Raw genomic sequence first — 23,557 nt, forward strand, 5'->3', positions numbered from 1 at the left:
ACGCGGTGAAACTTCCTCTCAGCCTCTCCACCCGGTACTGTTGCCATCCTGTGCGATGTTGAAGCCGGTTACACTGACATACCCTCTCGCCCGAAGATACGCGGCAACCGCGACCTCCGATCCGGTTTGTTCCTTGCGCAGAAAGGCATTGTGCAGGTCGGTTTCCGCCACCGCGGCGGCTTCATCTTCTTCCTCATATTGCTCCGGCAGTTTTACGAGAACGAAGTGGTGATGCCATTGGTCTGCACTTGTTTGGGTCAGGCAGGCGATGGACGGCAGGAAGCCGCCGGCCTCACCATAGCTGCCCGGTTCGAAGCGAAACAGTGAAGGCAGTTTCGGTTCGCCCTTGTCCGGCTGCGACTCTCGCAGGCAACAGGACTTGTACTTCTTGCCGCTGCCGCAGGGACAGGGATCATTCCTGCGAACTTTGTCGGTCATATCTTCCCGTTCTCATATTCAGGTGAAAGACCCGCCGAGCATAGGCTTGGCCCACGATCAAAGAAGAAAACAATGCGCTGAACTGGCCGCCACGCTGCTCATCCGTTCAGCACTTTGGCAATGGCTGTGATGGTATGCCAACTACGCGTCGTGGCCGGCACGCCGAAAATTCGATCCAACTGGCCCAGGTAGCCGATCACTTTCATGTCCCGCCGGTATGTGCCGAAAACGAACCGGCCCTCGCGCGCGAGAACTTTCAGCAGCCATTTGCCGCGGGCAGGAAAAGTCATCGGCAGACTTGGTGACTGCGAGGGAACTCGCGTCAGAATGCTTACGAATCGGACGAGATCGGCACGCGCCGGCAGTGTCGCGAATGCCTCGTGAGACAACAGCCGGATGATGTCCCGGCCCTGGCAGATGGTGATCGCGGCAGCGAAAGGAAGCCGGCGTGCGATCTCCGCACGCAGTTGCGTGCGGCTGACGGGCTGCCGGATCACAAACGTGCCGGTTGCGCCCAGGTTGACGGCGTCAAGGTGGTGCAGTTGTTTCGCCAGCAAAGTCGGCCGAAAGGTTCTGTGGCCGCCAACGTTGAGACCTCTCAGAAAAACGACGAGTGCCATGAGTTGACTCCCACGGTAGATTCCTGCGCCGGCACGGCAAAACCCAACGCCGGGCACCGGCTCAAGCGTCGAGGCCCGTGCTCAGTTCTCGCCCTGCTTTCGAAATTGCGGTTGGATATTGCCAAAACGTCGCGACATAGTCAAGCGGGAATCCATCTGATGCCATAAGGCGCTCACAGTCAGAATAAAATTCTGAAAGATCCTGGACCACAAAGCAAACGCTTGCCCCGCGGAGCCGCGGAGAGCGCGGAGTTGCCAAATCAAAAAGCCTTTCTCCGCGTTCTCGGCGCCTTGGCGGTGAGCTTTTGCCTTCTACAGTCAGAATAAAATTCTGAAAGATTCCTGACCGCAAAGCAAACGCTTGCACCGCGGAGCCGCGGAGAGCGCGGAGTTGCCAAACCAAAAAGCCTTTCTCTGCGTTCTCAGCGACTCTGCGGTGATCTTTTGCCTTCTACAGTCAGAATAAAATTCTGAAAGATCCAAGCCCACAAAGCAAACATCTGCGCCGCGGAGCCGCGGAGAGCGCGGAGTTGCTGCATCAAGAAGCCTTTCTCCGCGTTCTGCGCGCCGTGGCGGTGAGTTTTTGAGGTGAATGGCACGGCAGTGTGCCCCAATCTTCACAGGATCCTTACTGGATGACACTTGGATGACAGTGGTGGTGGATACCTCGTGCGAGGCAACAGTGTACGAATCGGCCTTATTGCTGCCCGTAAGGTTTCAGAATTCAACTTGTCTGAAGTTCGGAATAGAGCATGACGCTGGCGAAACGATCCCGCCCGCGAAGATGTTTTGGCGCAAGCGGCCTGCTTGCCTTCGTTCGCAGGCTTGAAACCGGCGTTGTGCCATTCGGGAAATGATCATTCTGGAAAGGGAGTGATGAACTTTCGCCACGGATCGACACGGATTGCCACGGATGAAGCCCAAACACGAAATCCATGAGAATCCGTGTTCATCCGTGGCCTAGGCTTTAGTCACTCAAAAGCGTTTACCCTCAGTTGGTACTCCCAGCGACTTGATACCGCGTTAAGTTTCTGGGAAGGAAGGGAAGCGAGGAGCATTAGCCACGGATCGACACGGATTGCCACGGATGAAGCCCAAACACGAAATCCATGAGAATCCGTGTTCATCTGTGGCTCAGGCTTTAGTCACTCAAAAGCGTTTACCCTCAGTTGGTACTCCCAGTAACTTGATACCGCGTCAATGCCTTAGTAGTCAAATTTGTGCAAAAAAAGCAAAGATTTTTTCAAGGAGTGCCATTTTGATCTGTGTTTACACGGGTTTCGTAACACTTTTTCAAATCTCCAACTTTTGAGATTCTTGCTAAAAGAATTCACGCAAAGATGCAGAGCCGCAAAGGCCCGCAAAGGTTTTTCAATCATTTGTTCTCTTCATGAAAGTCTGAAGTCAAGATTTTCTTTGCGTATCTTTGCGTCTTTGCGTGAGCTGTTGTTTTTCTTTTTTGGTTGCGGCTCGTTGTGTTTCTGGGAAGTAAACTCGAGTCTTTTCTTTGCGCGCCTTCGCGGTGAGCTTTTGCCTTCTTTGGTTCCGGCTCGTACGGGTTGGGGAAGACGGAGGTCACGTTTTCCTTTGCACCCTTTGATGCCTTGGCGAGCGCTTCTGCCTGCTTTGGTTCCGGCACAGTCGGGTCATGAAGTGAACTCGTCGCGCGACCGGCGCTTGCTTTTCTCATTGAATTCTGCATATTGATTTCACGCCCCGAATGCAAGATCGGCTTCTGCGGCCTCGAACGAATTGCGCTTTGCGGGAGTTGCCATGCCTCTTCAAGAATTGTACAAGCTCCGTCCCCATGAATCCCTGATGCAGAACAGCCTCTGGCATCATGACTACCATCCCGAACTGCCGGATTTGGAACCGCGCAGCACGCTCACGATCGGCAGCTTCACCGGGCCGGGCATTATCCGCACGATTCACCTCACCCTCAATATCACCGGCGATGATCGCGAAGAACTGCTGCGCGGTGTTTTCCTCGCGGTCACGTATGATCGCAATCCCTTCCCCTCGGTTTATGCGCCGGTGGGAGATTTTTTCTGCGACTCCTTTGCCGGCGAATCGCTTTGTTTCGCCAGCGCGGTGATGGCGAAAAGACCCACCAACTCACTGTTCTGCTATTTGCCCATGCCGTTCCAGCAGGAGATTATCGTGCAACTCCTCAACCGGACGGACAAAAAAGTGACCGGCTATGGCTACGTGACCGCCGAACGTCTGCCGGCGTGGGAGGCGGCAAACGCCTATTTGCATGCGCAATGGCGCGCGGCCACGGTTCGCCTGCCGCAGGAAACGATTCCTCTGCTGCATACGGAGGGCCGCGGGCACTTCCTGGGCTGTCACCTCACCGCCACCAGCGCGTGTCCCTACTTCGCCGAGAATCAAGGCATCTGCGAAGGCAATGTCGAGTTCTTCATCGACGGCAGCGCGCAGCCGGTGTGCAATTATCTCGGCACGGAGGACTTTTTCGGGTTCAGTTGGAACTGGCGCAAATTGTGGTATGATGACCGCGCCGGCACGACTTACCTGCGCGACGAGGGCGGCGTCACCAAGCTGGCGTGCTATCGCTTTCTGCTCGATGATCCGGTGCGCTTCGCCACGTCGCTGCGGGCGCGCATCAATTATGAATATGAGTTGCAGAATCTGCCGTTGCAGCAGGCCAAAAGCGCGGGCAACGGCGTGGTGCAGTTCGGGATGGTGACCTATTGGTATCAAGCGAGCGCGTGCGATGCCCGCGCCGGCGAGGTGGTTCATTGATTGTGAGGGTGGCTCTCATGAAGAACTTGTGGCCTGTCCAAATGTTGTCGGTGCTGACGTTGAGCGCCTGGTCTCCGGCACCGGTCCCGGCGCAAACCGCGCCGCAAGCCGAGGCGCCGCGCCTGCTCATTCGCTGTGATGATTTCGGCATGTGCCATGCGGTGAACATGGCGATTCAGCAAGTCATCGCGGCCGGCATTCCGGTTTCGGTTTCGGTGATGTTCGCCTGCCCGTGGTATCAGGAGGCGGTGGAAATCCTCCGGGCGCATCCGGAAGTCTCCGTGGGCGTGCATTTGACTTTGAATGCCGAGTGGAAAAACTATCGCTGGGGACCGGTGGCCGGCCGGTCGCAAGTGCCCTCGCTGGTCGACCGCGAAGGCTTTTTCTTCCCCTCGCGCGCGCTGTTGATGGCCAACCGCCCGAAGGATTCGGAAGTGGAGAAGGAACTGCGCGCGCAAGTCGAGCGCGCGTTGCGCACCGGCCTGCGCATCGACTATCTCGATCATCACATGGGCACGGCAATGCAAACCGAGAAGTGGCGGCGGATGGTCGAGAAGCTGGCGCAGAAGCACCAGCTCGGCATTCCGCAATATTTCGACGAGGCTTATTCCAGCGCGACCTATGCGGCCCCGCAAGCCGGCAAGGTGGACAGCCTGGTGGCGCACTTGCAGAAGCTCGATCGGCAGCGGGTGAATTTGCAGGTCATGCACGTCGGCCTCGACACGCCGGAGATGGCGGCCTTGATCGATCTCAACGCCTTTGGCTTGGCGAACATGAGCCAGCATCGCCAGGCCGAGCTGGCGGCGCTGCTGTCCCCGCAATTCCGCGCGGCCGTGGAACAGCACGGCGTGCGCTTGATCACGTATCGCGATTTGATTGCGGCAGAGGGGTTGGCGAAGATGCGGCGGCCGGGTTTGACGCAATGATCTTGATCCACCGCCCACCGCCCGGGCGCTCGGAGCGCCCGGGCGGTAATCCCACAACATTGCTCATTTTGAACCAAACAGATACTTTTCCAAATCTCTGTCTTCCTCCGTACCATAGCCGGCGACAAAATCCTCATATTCCTTCGCTGTTTTGAAAAATCGCTCGCGAAAAGCAGGCATCCACAACTCACCCTCTCGTGCGCCGACAAACTCCAGATAGTTGGAAAACGGCCAGTCGCGCAAGTTGGCTACCAGGCCGTCCTTCTTTGGGTTATGGTGAATATAACGGCAACATATAAGCTGATAGCGGTCGCTGTAAACGTGCGCGTGCCGGAATCTCTCGTTATGAAACAAGCTGCCGCGGCGGTGATACCGTTTGTTGATGGCTTGGGCATAGCTTTGTTCGAGCCGTCCCACGAAGCGCGAAAGATTGTCGGAGATTTTCGGCTGTACAAGGAGATGAAAATGGTTGGGCATGAGGCAATAGGCGATGAGGTTCATCTCAAATGCGTCGCGATATTTCTTGAGCAGGCGCAGAAAGTGAAGGTAGTTTTCGCTTGCGAAGAATATCTTTTTGCGATCTTGGCCGCGGTGATAGATGTGGTAATATTCCCCGGCGTGAAATTCGGCGTAACGATATGGCATGATTGATTCCTCCCATGATTGAGTCACCACCGCTACCGCCCGGGCGCTGCGAGCGCCCGGGCGGTAAAAAGGGCAAAATTTCAAAAATTTTTGAAGCCGCTCGCTGGCGCTCGCTCTGTAAAAGCAACAGCAACAACAACAACCACAGCAACAGCTCAGAGTTTCAGAGTCCAGAGATTCAGAGTTCAGAGTAATGGGGACACAACCACACGAAACCCGAAGTTGGAGTACCAGTTGACGGGATCGCCCCTGAGGCGACAGGCGCACCGCACGCCCCACTGATTGAAGTGGAACGCACCGCCCCGCAACACGCGGACTTCTTCGCCTTCAAGACTATCATCTGCCGGCTGTTTGTAATTTTCCCGCCATTTCGTCCGGCACCATTCCCACACATTTCCGCTCATCTCTTCACAGCAGTAAGGCGAACACCCAGCGGGAAAACAACCCACTGCGCTCGTGGTTCCAATCTTCGTCTCATCGTAGTTGGCCAAATTCGCCTGTGCTTCATTGCCCCAGAGATAAAGGCGTTGCGGCAAAGGATTCGGCTGCAAAGCTGGGCTGTACGATTCTTCGAATTTGATCCCGGCAATCGGCTGAATTTTCATTTCTGTTGGAAGCTCGAGTCCGCCGCGCGCTGCTTTCTCCCACTCCGCTTCTGTCGGCAGTTGCACTGCCCAATCTGCCGGCAAGCGTCCCTCCTGCTGCCATTTGGCGGTGAGCCATTTGCAAAATTTCACTGCTTCGTGCCAAGTCACATAACGCACCGGCCGGTTGGCAGGATCCTTCAGGCATTCAGAATTTGCTGGTTTGTGCCCACTGGCAGTCACAAAGAGCTGGTATTGCGCCACGGTAATGGGGAAGCGTGCCACCCAATATTCATAGTCAAGCTGAGAATTGGTGTGAAGTGGTTTTTCTCTCTCCAAGGCTTCATTATCGAAGTCAGGACTTCCCATCCAAAACGGACCAGCCGGCACCAGGCAGAATTGCATGTGCTCAACCGTGGTCACCTCCAGCCGTGGGTCACCGCGCTTTGCCAACTTGTCACCAATTTGGGCGCGTTGGACCGGCGTGGTCTTTTCAAACAGAAGTCTTATTGAAAAGACAAGCTCGGGCTTTATCGCAAGAGGGTCAGGCGCCATCTCACTCAAAAAGGCCTCCATCTGATCAGTGAGCTTGAGATCAGCGGAGAAATGTTCCTCGGCCAATAGCCGTTTGACCACGAGAAATTCCATGATCGAACGGTGCGCGAACTTGTAGTTGCCCTCGGCATCACGATTCAGCAGCGAGCGGCCGCGCAGTTGCCAATCCTCCAACGCGATATTCCACTTCTGCGCCAACGGTTGCAGCTCCTGGCCGGGGATGCGCTCTGAGCCGCGGCTGGCCGCGTTGACGTAAAGATCAAAAGCCATTTGCTCGGAAAAGGTGCGCAGATGATCGGGATTGACCCAGCCGCTTTCGCGCTCATACCATTTCTCCAACATGAGGCTGTAAAGCTCAGAGGCGGTTTTAATCTGTTTGCCGCTGGCGAGTACGTCCGGAATGTAGGCGAGCAGCATGGGCCGCACGCTCAGCAGCGGAATTTTGGCAACGATTTCGCGGGCTTGCTGGCGCTTTTGCCAGCGCAGCCGGCCGTAGCGCTTGTGAAGGTAGGCATCGACCAACTCGTCACTGAACGGAGTCAAATAGAGCTTCCAAAACTCATAGGTGGCGCGCTCGCCCAGTCCCCGCGGGGTCACCCGCACGATGCCACTGTCTTTGGGAATCTCTTCATCACGCGGGAAGAATTGCGTGCGGCAGGTAATCAGAATTCGCTTGAAACCCGCGCACAAGCGCATCAGCTCGGCCAGCCGGGCGCGATGATCTTTGGTCGCGCGCAGGTCTTCATCATAGGCATCGAGAAAAATGATGGTCTCGGCCTGGTCCGCGATTTTGGTGATGTAGGCATCGGCATTGGGCGCGCCCAACGGCACCACTGCCAGGCGATGGCGTTTGCGCCGCGGTTGTTTTTGGTTGTGGGCGTAGTAGTTCAACACAAACGAGGACTTGCCCATGCCGGAATCGGCCAGCAACAGCAAATGGCGATTGCTGTCGCTGGTGCGGAGATGGCGATCAACGACGTCAAAAAGCTTTTCCTGGGGCACGAGAACCTGGCGCAGTTCCGCTTCCTGCGAAGGGTCAACACTCGAACAATAGGGCGGCACGTAGTAGCGGGTCGAGTTTCTGATCTGATCAGGATGGTAGAATTCAGAACCGAACTTCTGCTCGAGCAGTTTTTGCTTGCGGTGTTGTTCCCACACCGGCTTGGCGCCGTAGTAGGCCGCGATCACGGCAGTGACGATCCCGAGGAGGGGCAGAGCATTCTGGCTCAGCCAGTGCAGCAGCGGTGAGTAATCAGTTGGCATAGTTTTTCTTCGCGTTTCTGCGCCTTTGCATGCGCTTTTGCCTGCTTCGATTCCGGCTCGTTCGGATCAAGTCATACGTTGGGCGCTGCCATTTCAGAACAAGATGCAGCAAGATACCCAACGCAGATAGATCGCAACTCAAATGCAATCGCCAACGGACAGTAACAACCCAACAGATGAAAAAACTCTCTATCAGTTGGCTTGTTTCAATCCGCTGGAAAAGATCTTTGCTGGCGAAACCACGATTTCACTGCAAGGAGACGAATATCACAACGTTCGGTCGAATTCTATAGCACAGACCCAAAGCCCCAAAGGGGCAAAATGTGGAAGCGAAGGGCAACGCCCTGGAAAATCGATACCCATTGCGTTACCACCAAGCCCCACCGAGGCGCCATGAAACCAACACCGGAACCGCAGAGTCGCTGAGAACGCAGAGAAAGGCTTTTTGATTTGGCAACTCCGCGCTCTCCGCGGCTCCGCGGTACAAGCGGTTGCTTTGTGGTCAGGAATTTTTCAGAATTTTATTCCGACTTTGAGCGTCTTATGGCAAAAATTGCCCTTCCCCGCGTTCTCTGCAACTCCGCGGTTCCGCTGCTGCCTTTGTCACTTGGTGAGAGGCCGGATTCGCCTGGTTCATCGCGGCCCACAGGACTTCAAATATCAACCCGGCTGCAATCTCGCGGCGCGCTCATTATGCAGAAATGCGCAAGGAAAAACAAGGCCTTCATTGGCAGGGCGCCAGTGGGAAGAAAGGGCTTGTAATTGAGCCAGCGGCGCGCTACCATGCGCGTGATTCGTCGCAGCATTGGCACACGGCCTGGCGTTCGATGAGGAAAAGCTAACGAAGGGCGGCGAAACTGGCGCAGCGCATGCAAACCTCTCTCCGGCATTCCTCCGGAGTGGGTGAATTGCCGGCAGTCTCCCTCCCGCCGGCAGCCAATGTTTCCGCCGATTTGCATCTCCCCTGCCGCCTGCGCGCTTTTTCATCCCGCCGCCAGCCCCAAGCCTTCTCCGTTTCCAATTCGCATTTCGCATGATGATTTTTGGGAGCCGTTTATGACATGGAATCAGATGGTTGTTGCTTGCCGCTGGTGGCTGGTTTCGTTGGCAGTTGCATTTGCGGTGTCGGGACAGAGTCCCGCGGTGCTGGTGCGCTTCGATCTGCGCCAGCCCGAGGAGGTGAGCCGCTTGCAGGGCTTGCCGCTCAAAGTTTGCTTGCGCACGGACAACTTCGTGCTGGCAACCGTTGCGGTGACGGAGCTGCCGCACTTGCAGCGCAGCGGCCTCGCTCATGAAATTGTCGATCGCGAGGCTTGGTCGCAGCCGTACTATCTCCTCGGCCGGCCGGCGCTCGCCAAAACCTTGCCCGCCGGGCGCACCGCAAAGGTCATTGTTGAAAGCGCAACGGAAACCGTAGTCAAAATGAGCGCAGCAGAGGCGCTGCTGGCGGCGCAACAGGGGTTGCAGCCGGTGCGGCTGGCAGAGCGTCCGCTGCCGCTGGTGGCCGGCGGACCGCAATTTCACCCGCAACTGGCCGCTGCCGGCGCGGATACCATGCTGCAGCGCTTGGTGAAGCAAGTTTCGGACTCGACCATCGGCGCATATTTGCGGCGGCTGGAGGATTTTCGCAGCCGCTATTCCTTCTCCGATTCCATCGTGCCGGCGCGGCAGTGGCTGTTCAAAAAATTCCAGGAATTCGGCTACACCAACGTGCGGTTCGATCCCTTCCCCTGGTTCAACACCACGCAACTGAATGTGGTGGCAACCAAACCGGGAACGCACAAAACGCCGCGGCTGATCATCGTCGGCGGACATTATGATTCAGTGGTGTATGACGGCGGCAATGCCGCGGTGTATGCGCCGGGCGTGGATGACAACGGCTCCGGCACGGTGGGCACGCTGGAAGTGGCGCGCGTGCTGGCCGGCGAGGAGTTGGAAACCACGGTGCTGTTCATTCCCTTTGCCGGAGAAGAACAGGGCTTGGGCGGCAGCCAGCATTTCGCGGAGAATGCCTTGAACCAGGGCCTGCCCATCGATCTCGTGCTCAACATGGACATGATCGCCAATGTCGCGGATGCCTATCCTGATTTCAACATTCTGACCGACCGCCCCACAGAAGGATTTGCGCGGCTGGTCGAGCAACTGACCAGGCAATACAGCACGCTGATTCCGGTGGTGGCGCCCAGCGGCAGCGGCAGCGATCATTTCTACTTTCAACAGTACGGCTTTCGTGCACTGTTCATTCAAGAGGGTGACTTCAGCCCGCATTGGCATCTGTCCTCGGACGTGGTGGCCAACATCAGCATTCCTTATGCGACGGAAGCCATCAAGGTGGTGCTGGCCGCGGTGGTGAAAGTGGCGAATGCGCCGGCAACGCCGGTGGGACTGCAGGTCGCGGAAGTGGGCGACGGGCAATCGCAAATCTTGAGCTGGCAGCCCAATCAAGAGCCGGATTTGGCGGGCTACAAGCTTTATCTCGGCTCTGCCAGCGGCAATTACAATCAAATTCTCACGCTGACCACACCGGTGGATACGCTGCGCGGCCTGACGGAAAACCAGCGCGTGTATGCCGCGGTGTCGGCCATCGACCAAAGCGGCAACGAGAGTTTGTTGACGCCGGAACTGGCGTTCACGCCCCGCACCGCACCGGTGGCGCCCGCGGCACTGGAGGCGACCTCGCGCACCAGCACGATTACGCTCACCTGGCAAGCCAACAACGTCGAACTGGATTTGGCCGGGTACAACCTCTATCGCAGCCTGTCACCGCAGCAAGGTTTCGCCCTGGCCGCGTTCGTGCCGGCGCCGCAAACCACCTGGGAGGATGCCAACGTTGCGCCGCGCACTTTTTACTATTACCAAATCAAGGCAGTGGATCGCACTGCGATCGAAAGCGCAGCCTCGAATTTGGTGAAAGGAAGGCTGGCCACGCATGATCAGGGCATCTTGATCGTGGACAACACGCGCGACGGCGACGGCAGCGCGTTGCGGCCCACCGATGAGGCAGTGGACAACTTCTATCGCGCGCTGTTGGCGGGTTACAACGTCACGAGTGAGTGGGATCTGGCGGACAGCACGGCGCAACAGATCGCCCTGAGCGACGCCGACCTGGGCATCTATTCCACCGTGATTTGGCACGTGGATGCGCGGCAGGCCCGGCCGATGACGGCGGACACGGTGGCGTTGCGCAAGTATCTCGCGCAGGGCGGCAATCTCTGGCTGGTGGGCTGGTCGCTGCTGCGCTCACTGGGCACGCCGCCGAGCAACGAGGCCGTTTATCCGAACGGCAGTTTTGTGCGCGACTTTCTGAAAATCCGCGCGGCCCGGGTTGCCACTGATCGTGATTTCAAAGCGGCAGAAAGCCAAATGGCGGGCTATCCCTCGCTCAGGGTCGACAGCTTGCGCGCCACGCTGTTCAGCGGCAACCTGTTGGAGATCGACGCTTTTCTGCCGCCGCTGGCAGAGGAGCCGCAGACCGAGACGATCTACAACTATGTCTCCGCCGCGGGCATTGCCGGGGTGAATCACGGCCGGCCCGTGGGCTTGCGCTATTTGAGCGACCGTTACCGTCTGGTGGTGTTCGATTTTCCGCTTTATTTCATGGAGGCAGGAGCAGCGGCAGAAGCGGCCCGCAAAGCGCTGGCGGATTTGGGCGAGATGGCGACGGTGGTCGAGGAGGGCACTGCGCCGCACGGCAGCGTGCCGCAGCAATTTGCCTTGCAGCAAAACTACCCCAATCCTTTCAATCCCAGCACCACCATTCGCTATCAATTGCCGGTGGCGAGCCACGTCACGCTAGCCATTTTCAACACGGCCGGCCAGGAAGTGGCGCGCCTGGTGAATGGCGTGCAGCCGCCGGGAACCTACACCGTGTCGTGGCAGGGCAAAACGCCGGAGGGCAAACCGGTGGCTTCCGGAATCTACTTCTGCAAGATGATGACGGAGAATTTCACGCAGGTGCGGAAGATGGCACTGGTGCGGTAGTCGCGGCGAAGCGGAAGTGCCGCGCAATGCGACCGCGACACGCACGGCTGTGTTGCGATTGTGTCCCGGAGTTATGTGGCATTCACTCGCAATCGATGAACCGGCCACCCTGCCGCCAAGCAGGGTGGCCGGTTTGCATGACGCATGCACTCAGGTCGCGCTCGCAATGCGGTGGCCGTGCACTTTGAATTTGTAGATCCCCGGTTTCATCCCTTCAAAAACGACCCGGCCCGCGGCATCGGATTCGCCATCGTCGAGATATTTTTCCCGGTTGGAATAAAGCTCCACAATCACACCGGCAGCGCCGACATTCACCACCAGATCGCCGCCGGCATGCTCCACTGCCACGAAGTCACTCTTCTCCCCTGCGGCACTGTCGCGAAAACCGAGAGCCGGCTCCAGCGGTGCAAGCGTTAACCGAATCTCCCGCAGGACTTTCTTGACCTGCTTCACCGCGGCCGGCAACACACTTTCCGCGTAAGGCCTCGCGCCGGCTCGCTCGTCCAACGCAGCCGCGATCTTCTCCGCCAGCCGCGGCGGCACGGGGATTTCCCACGTTTCCACTTGCAACAAGTCCGGAAAATCCGACAAGCGCGCCAACAGCATGCGGCAGGCGTGGCATTCGCTGCTGTGCTGCCTGAGGCTCTGCTGCTGTTCCGCGGAGAATACGCCCAGGGCATAGGCTTCGAGCGCCGCGTGCGTTGCCGCACAGGCTTGGTGATTCTCCAGATTCAGCCTGTTCACCTGCTGCCGCAGGCGTTGCAGCCGTTCCCGGCACGCCGGGCAATTGTCGAGATGCCGGTCAAACGCCCGGCGCTCCGCCGCGCGCAAGCCATACGTGGTCAGGTACAGTGCCAACTGATTGGTGTTCAGGCAGTCCATTCTACTCCTCGCTGTCGTGATTGGCCACCAACACTGCCTCTCTTCACTTATGATAGACGAACAGCGGCGGTCTTTTTATGCGGCAGATTCGGGGCATTCCAATCCGAATGAACGGGATTCAATCTCCGGTCATCGCGGCCGGAGCGCTGGTCAAGGCGGAGCGCAGAACTTCGCAAACGGCGCGCCGTGGAGGCTGTAGCAATACCGGGTGATGTCATACTCCGGATCGCGGCCCGCGGCATGGCGCGCTTGTCCCAGTTCCACACACGTGCGGCGCAGCGCTTCGCCGGCCGTCGCGGCTTGTTGCACGAAATGGTGATAGAAGCGCGCGGCCACCCGGCGGGCGCCGGTTTCATGCACCGGGAGGCCGGTGATGAGGCAGGCGGCGGCGCCGCATTCGAGCAGTTCGTTGGAGAGGTTCTCGCCGCGCGCTGCGGTCATGCCGCCGGAGCGGCAGCCATTGAGAAAGACAATCGGCTGTGAGGGCAGGGTGACGCCCACGGTTTCGCGGAAGAAGCCCGGCGCGAGGTAGCTCTCCTCACCCGCAGCGAGCTTGCTGCCTTCGACGTGACCGCAGTAGTGCAGCACGCGCAGGTTGCGCCTCTGCGTCTCCATCTCCAGCAGCAGCTCGGCCAATTGATCGAGATCCTGCGACACCAGGTGCACCCGGGTTCCCGCCTGGCGCAGAATGCCTTCCACCTCCTGAATTTCAGCGTTGACTTCCTGCAGCTCTTTGCGATCACCGTGCCAATCGCCGTAGAAGATGATGGCCTCCGGCGCCGCGCCGCGGCCGGCTGTTTCATCCGCAAGGCCACGAAAGCCGGCGCCGGGCGCCGGAAAAACCGGAAAGGAAACGGCGCAAGAGAACCGCTCGCAGAGAAAGCACTGCTGCTCCTCATCATAGACCAGAGGCCAGGGCAGCTCGAGACTGTCGAGCACGAATTCCACCTGCGCCGCGAGATGGGCCGGCAGGCTGAACAAGCGATTGTAGAAGCCGGCCAGGCCAAAGAAGCGATGCAGCCGGTGCCCGATGTCGCGCAGCGCCTGTGCCGGCGAAAGTTCCGCTTTCTGGCCGTGCCGCACGTAGGCGGCATAAGCCGCAAAGGCCTCCTGCACATCCAGCTTGAGATGGCGGAGCTTTTCCGCGCGCAAAAGATAAGGCTGCTTTTCCTGGCGCCCGAGATGGAAATCGGGAAAGGCCTCCTCCAGGCCACGCACCTGTTCGAGCGTGTGCGTCAAGAGCAGATCGTTTTTGAATTCGATCAAACTGATGCTCACTTTGACGCTGGCCGGCAGTTGGCCGGACGCCGGCACGGGGAGAGAGCGGGATGGCGGCGTGCGCAGCAGTTCCGCAACCGGACGGAAGTGCCGGTCTTTGCGCACCAGAGCGAGGCGCCGAAACTGGTGCGCCAGCACAGGAACCACGCGTTTGGCGCTCCACCACAGGAGAGCGAGCAGCACCAGCACGCCGCCAAGCCGCCAAGACCACCACTGCACCGCGGCGAGCGTTGCCCGCTCGAGCTGGATCGGTCCGGCTTTGAAAGGCTCTGCAACAGTGAGAATTTGATTGAGGCGTGGCTGCTTCAGCGTCTGCACGATGCCGCTCGGCCAGCGAATGATCAGTTCCTCCACCTTTTCGCGGAGGCCAAAACCGAAGGCGAGGCGCAGGCTGTTTTGCGAAGTGTGCATGCCGCCGCCTTGCACTTCGCGGATTTGCCGCAAATCTCCGGCGCGCGCTGCGACGCGGACGCCAATCGCGGCGCGGTTGCTGCGGTGGCCAACCAGACTCAGGTGAAGATAATGATTGCTGTTGCCGAGATTGCGGTAGAGTTTGTTTTCCGGATAAGGCGGGAAATTGACTTTGGGCGCTCCCAGGCGTTTGTCATAGCTGTTGCACAAAAACAGGTCGAGATCACCGTCATTATCAATATCTCCCCATATCGCCGCAAGACAATGCGCAGGATTATCGATGCCCGCGGCCGTGGTGATGTCGGTGAAGGTCCATCCCAGTGCAGGGTCAAAACCATTATTGCGGTACAACACATCTGGCAAGAGACGATGGACGGCTTGCAGGCTGTCGATTAACCAACTTGACGCCGTCACATACAAATCCAAATCGCCGTCATTGTCCATGTCAGCAAAGTTGGGCGCATGCGCGGCAAAAGGACCGGCGACACCGGCTTGCGCTGCCATGTCATCAAAAGTGCCGTCGCCGTTGTTGCGAAACAACCGATTGTCACCGCCGTCGTTGGCCACGTACAAATCCAAGTCGCCGTCATTGTCGTAATCCGCAAAAATGGCGCCTTTGGAATTGGTCGAATCCGCCACGCCCGCCGGCACGGTGACATCTTCAAACGTGCCGTCGCCGCGATCGCGGAAAAGATAGTTGGGCGCATCGTGCTTTTTGTACGACCAGTTGGAGTTGGTCAAATAGACATCAATGTCGCCGTCATTATCGTAATCGCCCGTGCAGCCGGTCATGTGTTTCGCAGAACGAATGTTGACCAAGCCGGCTGCTTGCGCGGATTCGACAAAGGTGGCATTGCCCTGATTGAGAAACAATTGCACCGGCACGGCGCTGGGAATCAGTACGTCTAAAAAGCCGTTGCGGTCGAAATCCGCCAAAAGCACCGGCCCGCCATTACCCGGCAACGCAACACCAGCTTCCGTGGTCACTTCGAGAAAACTGCCATCCGTTTGGCCGAGGAAAAGACGATGCAGCATCTTGCTTTCATGCGTGAAAAACAGATCCAATCGGCCATCGTTGTTGAAATCTCCCCACGCCACCCCGCCGTTATGCGACCAGCGCGTCGTGTAGATGCCGCTTTTTTCGGCGACCTCGGTGAACGTGCCATTGCAGTTGTTGTGAAACAGCATGCCGTGGCCGCCATTGACGACAAGATCGAGATGGCCGTCGTTATCAAAGTCGCCGCAGGCGGCGCCGCGCGATTGCCACGCGCCGACAATGCCGGCGGCGGCAGTGATGTCTTCAAAATTGGTGATCATCGGTTGGGTGATGATCAACCGTTGATTTGCTGCAACGCGCACGAGCTGCTGGACCTGGCCGGAGGGCCAGGAAATGCGCAGGCTGTCGGCATGCGAATGGACACCCAATCCGAAATGAATTTGCTGATTGACGCCGCTCGTGATGGTTTGGCGCAGATCTTTTGCCACGATTTCCACGCGGCTGCCAATGCCATCAGCATTGCTGGCGAGGCCTTTGAGCTGAATTTGCAGCCAATGATGTTGCGGGCTGTCGTTGCGATATAGCACGCAGCCGCCGGGCGCGACGGAAATGAGATCGAGATCGCCGTCATTATCATAATCGCCGGCGCTCAGCGAATAGAAAGACAGCTCGGGATTCCACGCATGAATGGGCACGGCCTTTTCTTCAAATTGACCACCTACTCTGCCGCGCCAGGCGCTGACGAGGCCGTCAGCCGAGGTGGCGAGCAAATCAAGAAAGCCGTCATTATCAACATCGGCCCGCGCGAGCAATTGCAGCAACCGTGAGTCAAACGCAGAAGGAAAGAGGCGGTGATGCGGCGTCGCCACAAAGCGGCCATTTTGATAAAGGTAACAACGGGACGGGAGATCGATGAGCAGGTCCAAATCCCCGTCGTGATTCAGGTCCATGGCATCGAAAAACGCCGGGGCCTCGTGTTCGAAAGCGATGGCATCCAAACCGGCCGTGGTCGTGGCCTCCTGAAACTTGTCACGGCGATTCAGGAACGCCTGCAAGAAAGGCCGCGAATTGTTGAGAATGATCAAGTCGGGCCAGCCATCCCGGTTCAAGTCGGTCCAAAACGCGCGGCTGACATCGAAGAAATCGGGAAGGCCGGCGGTTTGGCTCACCTCGGCGAATTTTCCCTGGCCGAGATTTCGCAACAGTAGCGCGCGGTCGGCGGGTTCGGGCCGGGGATCGAGATTGCCCTGCGCAGCAAAAATGTCAACCAGTCCATCATTGTCAAAATCCGCGATTGCCAGGCCGGTGTTGCGGCCGGTGCTGGCACGTCCGAACAAGCTGCCGCGCGAAGTGAAGGTCACCTCGCCGGAAACCTGCACGCCATTGTTGATGAAATATTCATCCTGATTCTCGCCGGCACTCAAACAATCCTGGTCGCCGTCGTTGTCCAAATCCACCCAGAATGTCGCAGCGTGATTGAAGCGCAGGCGCAGCCCGCTGGCTTCGGCCACGTCCGTGAAGGTGCCGTTGCGTTGATTGCGATAGAGTAAACAGGGTTGATAATGGCGATTGATCAATTGCAGATCCACCCAACCATCACTGTCAAAGTCGACGAAGAGGGCGCGCATGGCATCGGTTTCGCGATCGAGGCCGGCAGCCTGGGTGACGTTGGTGAATTTGAGCGGAGCCTTCACCGTGGGGTCGCCTGGCATGGGCAGAACGGTCGAGGCAGCGCACAGTCCGGCGAGCAAGGCCCGCCACCAGCCGCCGCGCGCCGGCCCAAGGGTTCGTTGTCCGTTTGCCGGTTTCATGGCTGCCTCATGAGTTGGTGGCCCAGCTCGTGTTCCAGACACTGCCGCAACTGCACGCGGCCGCGCGCCAAATGAGAAGTCACCGTACCCTGGGGCAGCGCGAGAATTTCGGCGATTTGCCGCAGCTTAAAGCCATCGAGCCAGAGCGCGAGCACGGCGCGCCGCGCGACGCTGCGCAGTTTCGCCAGGCAATTGCCGAGACTCTCCTCCAGGTCGCCACCGGCAGGCGTTGGACTGAAGCTGCGGGAGGCGAACGCAGCCGGCGGCGCGAGTTCGAGCAAATCGATCAGCTCGGTTGGGCGCCGCAGTCCGGAGGCGCGCTGCCGGCGATAGAAATCAATCAGCTTGTGCGTGATGGAACGATCGAGGTAGGTTTTGAAGGTGCTGCGGCCGGCGAAATGGCGCAGCGCGGTGGTGAGTTTGAGAAAGAGATCCTGCGTGAAATCTTCCGCATCCGCGCCGGGTACACCTTTGCGGATCAGGACTTTGTAGACATACGCATGATAGCGTTGAAACAGAGTCCGGAACGCCCCCTCCTCCCCCTGCTGATACTGCTGAATCAGAATTTCATCGTCGGGCACGGTCATGTCTCCCTCCCGAGGCCATCGGTCGGAAGCGAGTCATCTGCGTTTCATCCGGCTGGCTTCAGCAAAGGCGCCGACGCTCTCATCGTTGCGGCGGTAATATCCGCTATTTCCGCTTGAAGAGCAAGCGAAAATCCGGCGCCCGCCGGCTGCTTTGCCTCAATGCGTGAGTCGCTGACCCGGTCAAGTTGGGCCGGCTTACCACTGAGCAACGTGGCTGCAGAGAAAGCAGGAGGCGATTGCATTTTTCATCGCAAGCCGGCAATTGGCAAGAGGGAGCGACACTGAGTGCCGCTGCCCGAGGTCGAATCCTCCCTCCCGCAAGACACGCAGCGCCCAGGGTGATTTTGCGTTCAGCAAGAATACTCGGCGGCCTGCACCTGCTGCCAGTTTCTCTTCCCCGCCGAGGCCAGCAAAAATTTCTCACGACTGCATAAAAATCGCGCTGGCTGCGTCTGGAGGATTGTGAGAGCGAAATCGACGCCAACGATCCTACGAAGGGCAGAATTGTTTCCATGCGCCCTGAGCCGGTTCAGGTTTGTCGGCACAAACTCATTGCCAAAGCGGACCAGGTCTGCTGCCAGGAAACCGGCCGGCGTTACGTAGGAATTGATTTTGTGGCAAAATTATCCCAAGCCGTTCAATCCCGAGACGGAGATTGGCTTCGCGCTGCCGGAGGCAAGTCACGTGGTGGTGACAATCTGTGACATCACGGGCCGCGAGATTCGCAAGCAGGCGAAGAAGATGACTTTGGTGCGGTGAGGGACGGGACAGAAGGAACAAAATGCGAGGCGCGTGCGGTGTTTTTCGCTTCTGTTTGCGGCACCGCCCGTGCCAGCTAGATCAAACTCGAGTAAGGAGGTCTGATATGTCACGAAAAGTATTTTCCAACCTGCTCAAGAGCATCTTGGTCTTGAGCATCATTATGGCGTTCCCACAGATTGGCAGGACGCAGGCCGGCGCGGAATTCCGGGTCGGGGTTCAGCAGAATGCCGATCTGCTGGCCGTTCGAAATGCCATCACCGCATTGGGAGGTAACGTCCTGGATTTTGTCGCGGAATACGCCTTTGTCATTCACATATCGCGCGACCGGATTCCAGATATCAATCAAATCCCGGGGGTGATACGCGTCGAAGAGAGGAAGCTCCCTGAAGTTCTGTCGGGCGGCCCCGGTGAAATTCCGGCGCTCGGCGCTCTGGAAGTGACTCAGGAAGAACAGCGATTCATTGATTCGATCTTTGTTCCGGTTTACACCGTGCCGGCCAATGCCCTGGCGAAAACCCGCGCTCTCCTGCAGGACGTCATGGCCCGGCCGTTGCGGGTTGACAACAGCCTCTCGCAGTATTTCCCGCCTATCGGCAATCAGGGTAATCAGGGATCTTGCACGGCGTGGGCGGCGTGCTACTACTGGGCGACGTACACGCAGGCCAGAGACGGAGGCTACGATGTATCTCGCGGGATCGAAGATAGTGAGGCCAGAAAGCAGATTGCCAGCCCGGCTTTCATGTATCCCCTGACCAATAGCGGCAGCGATCTCGGAGCCGCCACCGCCAAAGTCGTGAACCGGCTGAATGAGGTGGGCTGCGCCAGTTGGGAATTCATGCCCTATTCTGATGCGGATTATACCACCTGGCCCTCGGAATCCGCCTGGATCGAAGCGTTAGGCCGGCGAACGCTGCAGTCGTATGCAATCGATTTGACGACGCCAGAGGGAATCGCTGCGCTCAAGCAACATCTTGCCAACGGCAACATTGCTGTAACTCGGACGGCGGTCTATTCGAACTGGTATTACGAGTTTGGTCTGGACGGTTCGGGTTTGAGCAACGGCGTGCTTTATTCCCACAGCGGCGCCAGCTTCGTTGGGTCCCATGCCATGACCATTGTCGGCTATGATGATGACAAGTCTTTTGAGGAAGACGGCGTCACCCAGCATGGGGCATTCCTGATTGCCAATTCCTGGGGCAACGCGTGGGGCACTTCCAACAGCGCCAACAGCACCTCACCGGAGGGACAAGGTTTCATGTGGGCAGCGTATGACTATGTCTTGGCTCCCAATGGCGCCTTCGATGTTGCCTATTACAACGAAGATCGCGAGGATTATGCGCCACGCCTTTATGCGACTGCGGCGCTTACGCATCCGCAGCGAGGGCGCATTGCCTACTGCGGCGGCATCGGTTCCCCCGCCACGCCCCTATGGACGTCGTACCATCCAGTGCGGTATGACGGAGGCTATAATCTCAGCCTGGCGGAAACCGCTCCGCTCGTTGTCGATCTTACCGATGGCATACCGTTTTTGCGCGAGTATATCAACCACCTGTTTGTCGCGCTGGAAGTGGCAGATGGCGCCGCCGCTCCCGGGCAGATTGTGCAGGCAGTCTTTTCCTACGATTTCAACGGGGATGGCACTTTCTATCATTACAGTTCCGCCGATCCGATCGTGACCGTCATGCCGGGCGAGCGCGGCTATGCTCGCCTCGCGCTCGGCGGATTCGAGAAATCCCTTGCGCAGATCTATGCCGAAACCTATCCGGGCTATGCCCTGCCGCCAGAACTCGAGGATAGCGGCCAGTTTTTTGAAACCAACGGCGGCGCTCAAGTCATGGCGAGATTCTCGGCGACACAGATTCTCAATCTTGGCTATTACCAGGGAACCATGAAGCACAGCCTGCTGGCCAATGCCAGGCCAGGGGACAATACCAGCTTTCAGGCAGCGGGTAAATTTGGCTTCTATCTTGATGTCATCTTCAGCTCGTTGGGAGATTTTACCTTCTACTCTGAAGCCGGCCTGAATCCCGATGGCCTGGACCATCTCGCGCTTTACTCAACGCCCGATCCCGAGGAGTGGTTTATGGGGTGGGAAGATCAATTCCAGGGCGGCGACAATGATCATCAGGATCTGGTCGTGGTCGCGAAAAACATCTATCTGCCGCTGCCACCCGGGTCGGTTTACTCGCCGCTCAGCGGACGTGTTGATGTCACACAAAACATCGATATTCCCATCATCTTTGCCCGTGCGGTTGTGCCAAAATTCTTCGGCATTCAATCTGTCAATGTCCTCGGCAGCCAATCCGGTGTCCACATCGGATCTTTCTCATTCGAAGACGGCAACAAGGCAGTGAAGTTCGATCCAATCAGGGACTTTGCAATTGGCGAGCAAGTCACCGTCACACTGACCACAGCCACAGGACTCGCCGAGCCTTACACCTTCTCCTTCATGATTGCTCCGGCTCAGGGGGCTGAGACCTTTGCTGCCGCGCCGGGCTCGCCGTACCGCCTCAGCTCCTTCGCCGGCGACAAGACGCGCAATCTGGTCACCGCGGATTACAACAATGACGGTCATCTCGATTTGCTCATTCTGCGCGCGGAAACCAATCATGCGCTGATCTTCCTGGGCGAGGGCGACGGCACGTTCAAAAAGCTGTCTGATGACAAGTACCTGGGCGCGGAGGCTTGGCCGATCTACCATCCGGATCCCCGGCGCTACTATCCTCAACACGTGGCAACCGGCGACCTCAACGCCGACGGCAAGATGGACCTGGCCGTCTGCACGGCTGACCTCGAGCCGGCGACGCCGGACTATGTGCTGGTGCTCTACGGCCTCGGCGACGGCTGGTTCGGCTCAGCGTTTCCTTATCAAGTCGGGCGCGATCCGTGGAATGCCGCCATTGCTGACCTCAACGGCGACGGCCGGCAAGATATTGTGGTGAACAATCACGCGGAGACGACTCTTGCCGTGCTTCTTAGCCAGAATCAGATTCCCGCTTTTGCAGCAGCGCGATTCTATTCCTGCGCACATCCGGCGAACGCGCTGGCCGTGGGTGACTATAACAATGATGCCAGGCTCGATCTCGCCGTGGTCGGGGGCGACAAGACCGAGGCGTCAGCGGTGCAGGAATTTGGCACCGTGTTCCTGGGAAACGGCGACGGCACTTTTACGACCCAGCGCGGCTTCGTGTCCGGCGAAGGGCCGTTGCAGCTCGCCAACGCCGATTGCAACGAAGATGGCATTCTCGACCTGGTGGTGGCGAATGAAGACGACGGCTTCCCGAATTATGCCGGCAGCAAGAGCATCTCGGTGTTGCTGGGCCGCGGCGATGGCCGCTTCTTCCCGCGCGTGATCCATCCGATTGCCTTGACCGATTGTGAACCGCGAGCCGTGACCGTCGCGGATCTCGACAAAGATGGGCATGTCGATGTCATCGTGGCCGCCTCCGGCACCGGCGAAATCGTGGTCCTGCGCGGTGACGGCAAGGGCAATCTGGCGAATCCTGCAGCGTATCCGGTGGGCGACACGCCCACCTCGGTGGTTGCGGGAGACTTCAACCACGACGGCATTCTGGATCTCGCCGCCGGCAACTACGGCCGGAAAGACAGCAAGGGCTGGTACGGCCCGGGCGCGATCAGCGTGCTGCTCGGCGCCCCCGCCGCCACTGCGACGGAAACCATCACCTTCGGCGAAACCGGCAACACTGATTTTGCCGGGGTGACGCAGGACGCCCACATTCGTGAAATCGACTTTGCGCAAAACCGGAATTACGGCAACACCACCCGCTTGCGCGTGCTCGGCGCCAATGCCGAGAAGAAAGAGTGGCGCGGCTTGCTGCAATTCGATTTTGTTCCGGGCTTGCAGTCGCGCGGCGTGAACGCGGCGGATCAGATCATTTCCGCCAAAATCAGTTTGTTGCTGGCGGAATCTGAAGGTGTCAAGGCAGATCAACTCTCGTTGCATCGCCTGCTGCGGGCGTGGGGTGAAGGCGCGGGCGATAACACCGAAGCCAAATCCGGTGAGGTCACCTGGCTGAGCGCCAAACACGCACAGGAATGGTGGGCCAGTCCCGGCGGTGATTATCTCATCACGCCTGATGCCGTGCAAGCGGTGGGCAACGCACCCGGCACCTGGTGCGAACTGAACGTGACCCAAGCCGTCAAAGCGATGTTGGCGGCGAATGCCAACGAGGGCTGGTTGCTGATTCTCGAACCCAATGCCGGCATGCGGTACTTTCACGCCAGTGAAGAATACTTGACACCGGCATATCGTCCCAAACTGACGGTCGTGGTCCAGCCGGCGCTCGGCAAACCAGCCGGCGATTCGAAGAGGGCTGTCACTGGTGTGCCGCAGGAGTTCCGGTTGGAGCAGAATTATCCCAACCCCTTCAATCCCGAAACCGAGATTGGCTTCGCGCTGCCGGAGGCCTCAGCCGTGAAGCTGACGGTTTTCAGCCTGCTCGGCGAAAGGGTGCGCACGCTGGTGGAACAAGAATGTTCGGCCGGCTTTCACCGCGTCATTTGGGATGGCAAAGACGAGCGCGGCCGGCTGCGGGCAAGTGGAATCTATCTTTACCGCCTGCAGGCCGGTGAATTTGTGCAGGTGAAGAAGATGAGCCTGCTGCGATAAGGCGCGTTGGCCGTTCGCCACGGCTTGCCGTCACGCGCGCGGAAATCGCCACTCCGCCACTCGCGCTGTTGCCTTGACTTGTGTGTGTGATTCCGCGTGTCATTCAGCAGGAATCCTGCAAGGGACGTGGCGCCGTGCTCGAATCTTCACAGGATTTTTGCAGAACAACACGGGCGAGGGCTATACTTTCCAGTGTAACAAACCACCAGCGTGACGGAACCAACCAGGCACAAAGACGCCTCGCGTGTCTTTGTGCCTTTGCTTTTTCCTGAACAAAAAGCCCTTGAAATTGAAAACGACGCTGGTTACCATGCGCTCCCAAGCCTTGCGCGACGATCCCCCCGCGGCCGGCATGAGTAATGACTCGCCGGAGAGTGGCGGCCAACCCGGTTTCGTTCCCGCCGTCATCTCCTCACTCGCAGTG

Annotated in this window: 13 protein-coding genes; 5 read left to right on the forward strand and 8 right to left on the reverse strand. The window is 58.4% G+C overall.

Translation table 11 applies throughout. From position 1 onward, the window contains the following. Positions 1–18: 18 nt before the first annotated feature. From L6R21_12635 to L6R21_12645, 3 genes are all read right to left on the reverse strand, one after another. Positions 19–438 carry an SEC-C domain-containing protein gene (locus L6R21_12635; protein ID MCK6560033.1) on the reverse strand — a complete coding sequence of 140 codons (420 nt, stop codon included), beginning with the start codon at positions 436–438 and terminating at the stop codon, positions 19–21. Positions 439–536: 98 nt separating this feature from the next. Next, on the reverse strand, positions 537–1,058 hold the full coding sequence (locus tag L6R21_12640; protein MCK6560034.1) for a hypothetical protein: 522 nt from the start codon (positions 1,056–1,058) through the stop codon (positions 537–539). Between the two features lie 1,375 nt (positions 1,059–2,433). Beyond that, positions 2,434–2,748, reverse strand: a complete 315-nt coding sequence (locus L6R21_12645) for a hypothetical protein (protein MCK6560035.1) — start codon at positions 2,746–2,748, stop codon at positions 2,434–2,436. An 83-nt stretch (positions 2,749–2,831) separates the two neighbouring features. On the opposite strand from L6R21_12645, the gene L6R21_12650 reads away from it, so the two are divergent. Both L6R21_12650 and L6R21_12655 read left to right on the forward strand, forming a co-directional pair. Then, the gene (locus L6R21_12650; GenBank protein ID MCK6560036.1) at positions 2,832–3,821 is read left to right on the forward strand and encodes a DUF2961 domain-containing protein; all 990 of its coding nucleotides are present in this window, start codon (positions 2,832–2,834) and stop codon (positions 3,819–3,821) included. Positions 3,822–3,838: 17 nt separating this feature from the next. Next, positions 3,839–4,747 (forward strand): ChbG/HpnK family deacetylase, encoded by a 909-nt coding sequence (locus tag L6R21_12655; GenBank protein ID MCK6560037.1) that lies wholly within the window; start codon positions 3,839–3,841, stop codon positions 4,745–4,747. Positions 4,748–4,810: 63 nt separating this feature from the next. On the opposite strand, the gene L6R21_12660 is transcribed toward L6R21_12655, so the two are convergent. Further along, on the reverse strand, positions 4,811–5,392 hold the full coding sequence (locus L6R21_12660) for a transposase (protein ID MCK6560038.1): 582 nt from the start codon (positions 5,390–5,392) through the stop codon (positions 4,811–4,813). A 185-nt stretch (positions 5,393–5,577) separates the two neighbouring features. Further along, positions 5,578–7,794 (reverse strand): formylglycine-generating enzyme family protein, encoded by a 2,217-nt coding sequence (locus tag L6R21_12665; GenBank protein MCK6560039.1) that lies wholly within the window; start codon positions 7,792–7,794, stop codon positions 5,578–5,580. Between the two features lie 1,056 nt (positions 7,795–8,850). On the opposite strand from L6R21_12665, the gene L6R21_12670 reads away from it, so the two are divergent. After that, positions 8,851–11,775: a M20/M25/M40 family metallo-hydrolase gene (locus tag L6R21_12670; protein ID MCK6560040.1), complete on the forward strand. Its 2,925-nt coding sequence runs from the start codon at positions 8,851–8,853 to the stop codon at positions 11,773–11,775. A gap of 150 nt (positions 11,776–11,925) precedes the next feature. Here L6R21_12670 and L6R21_12675 read toward each other — a convergent pair whose 3' ends face one another. The 3 genes from L6R21_12675 to L6R21_12685 form a co-directional block, all read right to left on the reverse strand. Continuing rightward, positions 11,926–12,657, reverse strand: a complete 732-nt coding sequence (locus L6R21_12675) for a hypothetical protein (protein MCK6560041.1) — start codon at positions 12,655–12,657, stop codon at positions 11,926–11,928. Between the two features lie 150 nt (positions 12,658–12,807). Next, on the reverse strand, positions 12,808–17,154 hold the full coding sequence (locus tag L6R21_12680; GenBank protein ID MCK6560042.1) for an FG-GAP-like repeat-containing protein: 4,347 nt from the start codon (positions 17,152–17,154) through the stop codon (positions 12,808–12,810). Continuing rightward, the gene (locus L6R21_12685; protein ID MCK6560043.1) at positions 17,151–17,741 is read right to left on the reverse strand and encodes an RNA polymerase sigma factor; all 591 of its coding nucleotides are present in this window, start codon (positions 17,739–17,741) and stop codon (positions 17,151–17,153) included. The genes L6R21_12680 and L6R21_12685 overlap by 4 nt, the downstream gene beginning before the upstream one ends. Before the next feature lie 612 nt (positions 17,742–18,353). On the opposite strand from L6R21_12685, the gene L6R21_12690 reads away from it, so the two are divergent. Continuing rightward, complete coding sequence (locus tag L6R21_12690; protein ID MCK6560044.1) at positions 18,354–18,500, forward strand: hypothetical protein; 147 nt, start codon at positions 18,354–18,356, stop codon at positions 18,498–18,500. Positions 18,501–18,606: 106 nt separating this feature from the next. Further along, positions 18,607–23,133 carry an FG-GAP-like repeat-containing protein gene (locus L6R21_12695; protein ID MCK6560045.1) on the forward strand — a complete coding sequence of 1,509 codons (4,527 nt, stop codon included), beginning with the start codon at positions 18,607–18,609 and terminating at the stop codon, positions 23,131–23,133. The last annotated feature ends 424 nt before the right edge of the window (positions 23,134–23,557 follow it).

It is taken from the genome of bacterium, assembly GCA_023150945.1.
In the GTDB taxonomy this organism is placed as follows: domain Bacteria; phylum Zhuqueibacterota; class Zhuqueibacteria; order Zhuqueibacterales; family Zhuqueibacteraceae; genus Coneutiohabitans.

Excerpts from the sequence above, each read along its gene's own strand:
- L6R21_12635 (MCK6560033.1), bottom strand. The coding sequence starts at position 438 with ATGACCGACAAAGTTCGCAGGAATGATCCCTGTCCCTGCGGCAGCGGC.
- L6R21_12640 (MCK6560034.1), bottom strand. The coding sequence starts at position 1,058 with ATGGCACTCGTCGTTTTTCTGAGAGGTCTCAACGTTGGCGGCCACAGA.
- L6R21_12645 (MCK6560035.1), bottom strand. The coding sequence starts at position 2,748 with ATGAGAAAAGCAAGCGCCGGTCGCGCGACGAGTTCACTTCATGACCCG.
- L6R21_12650 (MCK6560036.1), top strand. The coding sequence starts at position 2,832 with ATGCCTCTTCAAGAATTGTACAAGCTCCGTCCCCATGAATCCCTGATG.
- L6R21_12655 (MCK6560037.1), top strand. The coding sequence starts at position 3,839 with ATGAAGAACTTGTGGCCTGTCCAAATGTTGTCGGTGCTGACGTTGAGC.
- L6R21_12660 (MCK6560038.1), bottom strand. The coding sequence starts at position 5,392 with ATGCCATATCGTTACGCCGAATTTCACGCCGGGGAATATTACCACATC.
- L6R21_12665 (MCK6560039.1), bottom strand. The coding sequence starts at position 7,794 with ATGCCAACTGATTACTCACCGCTGCTGCACTGGCTGAGCCAGAATGCT.
- L6R21_12670 (MCK6560040.1), top strand. The coding sequence starts at position 8,851 with ATGACATGGAATCAGATGGTTGTTGCTTGCCGCTGGTGGCTGGTTTCG.
- L6R21_12675 (MCK6560041.1), bottom strand. The coding sequence starts at position 12,657 with ATGGACTGCCTGAACACCAATCAGTTGGCACTGTACCTGACCACGTAT.
- L6R21_12680 (MCK6560042.1), bottom strand. The coding sequence starts at position 17,154 with ATGAAACCGGCAAACGGACAACGAACCCTTGGGCCGGCGCGCGGCGGC.
- L6R21_12685 (MCK6560043.1), bottom strand. The coding sequence starts at position 17,741 with ATGACCGTGCCCGACGATGAAATTCTGATTCAGCAGTATCAGCAGGGG.
- L6R21_12695 (MCK6560045.1), top strand. The coding sequence starts at position 18,607 with ATGTCACGAAAAGTATTTTCCAACCTGCTCAAGAGCATCTTGGTCTTG.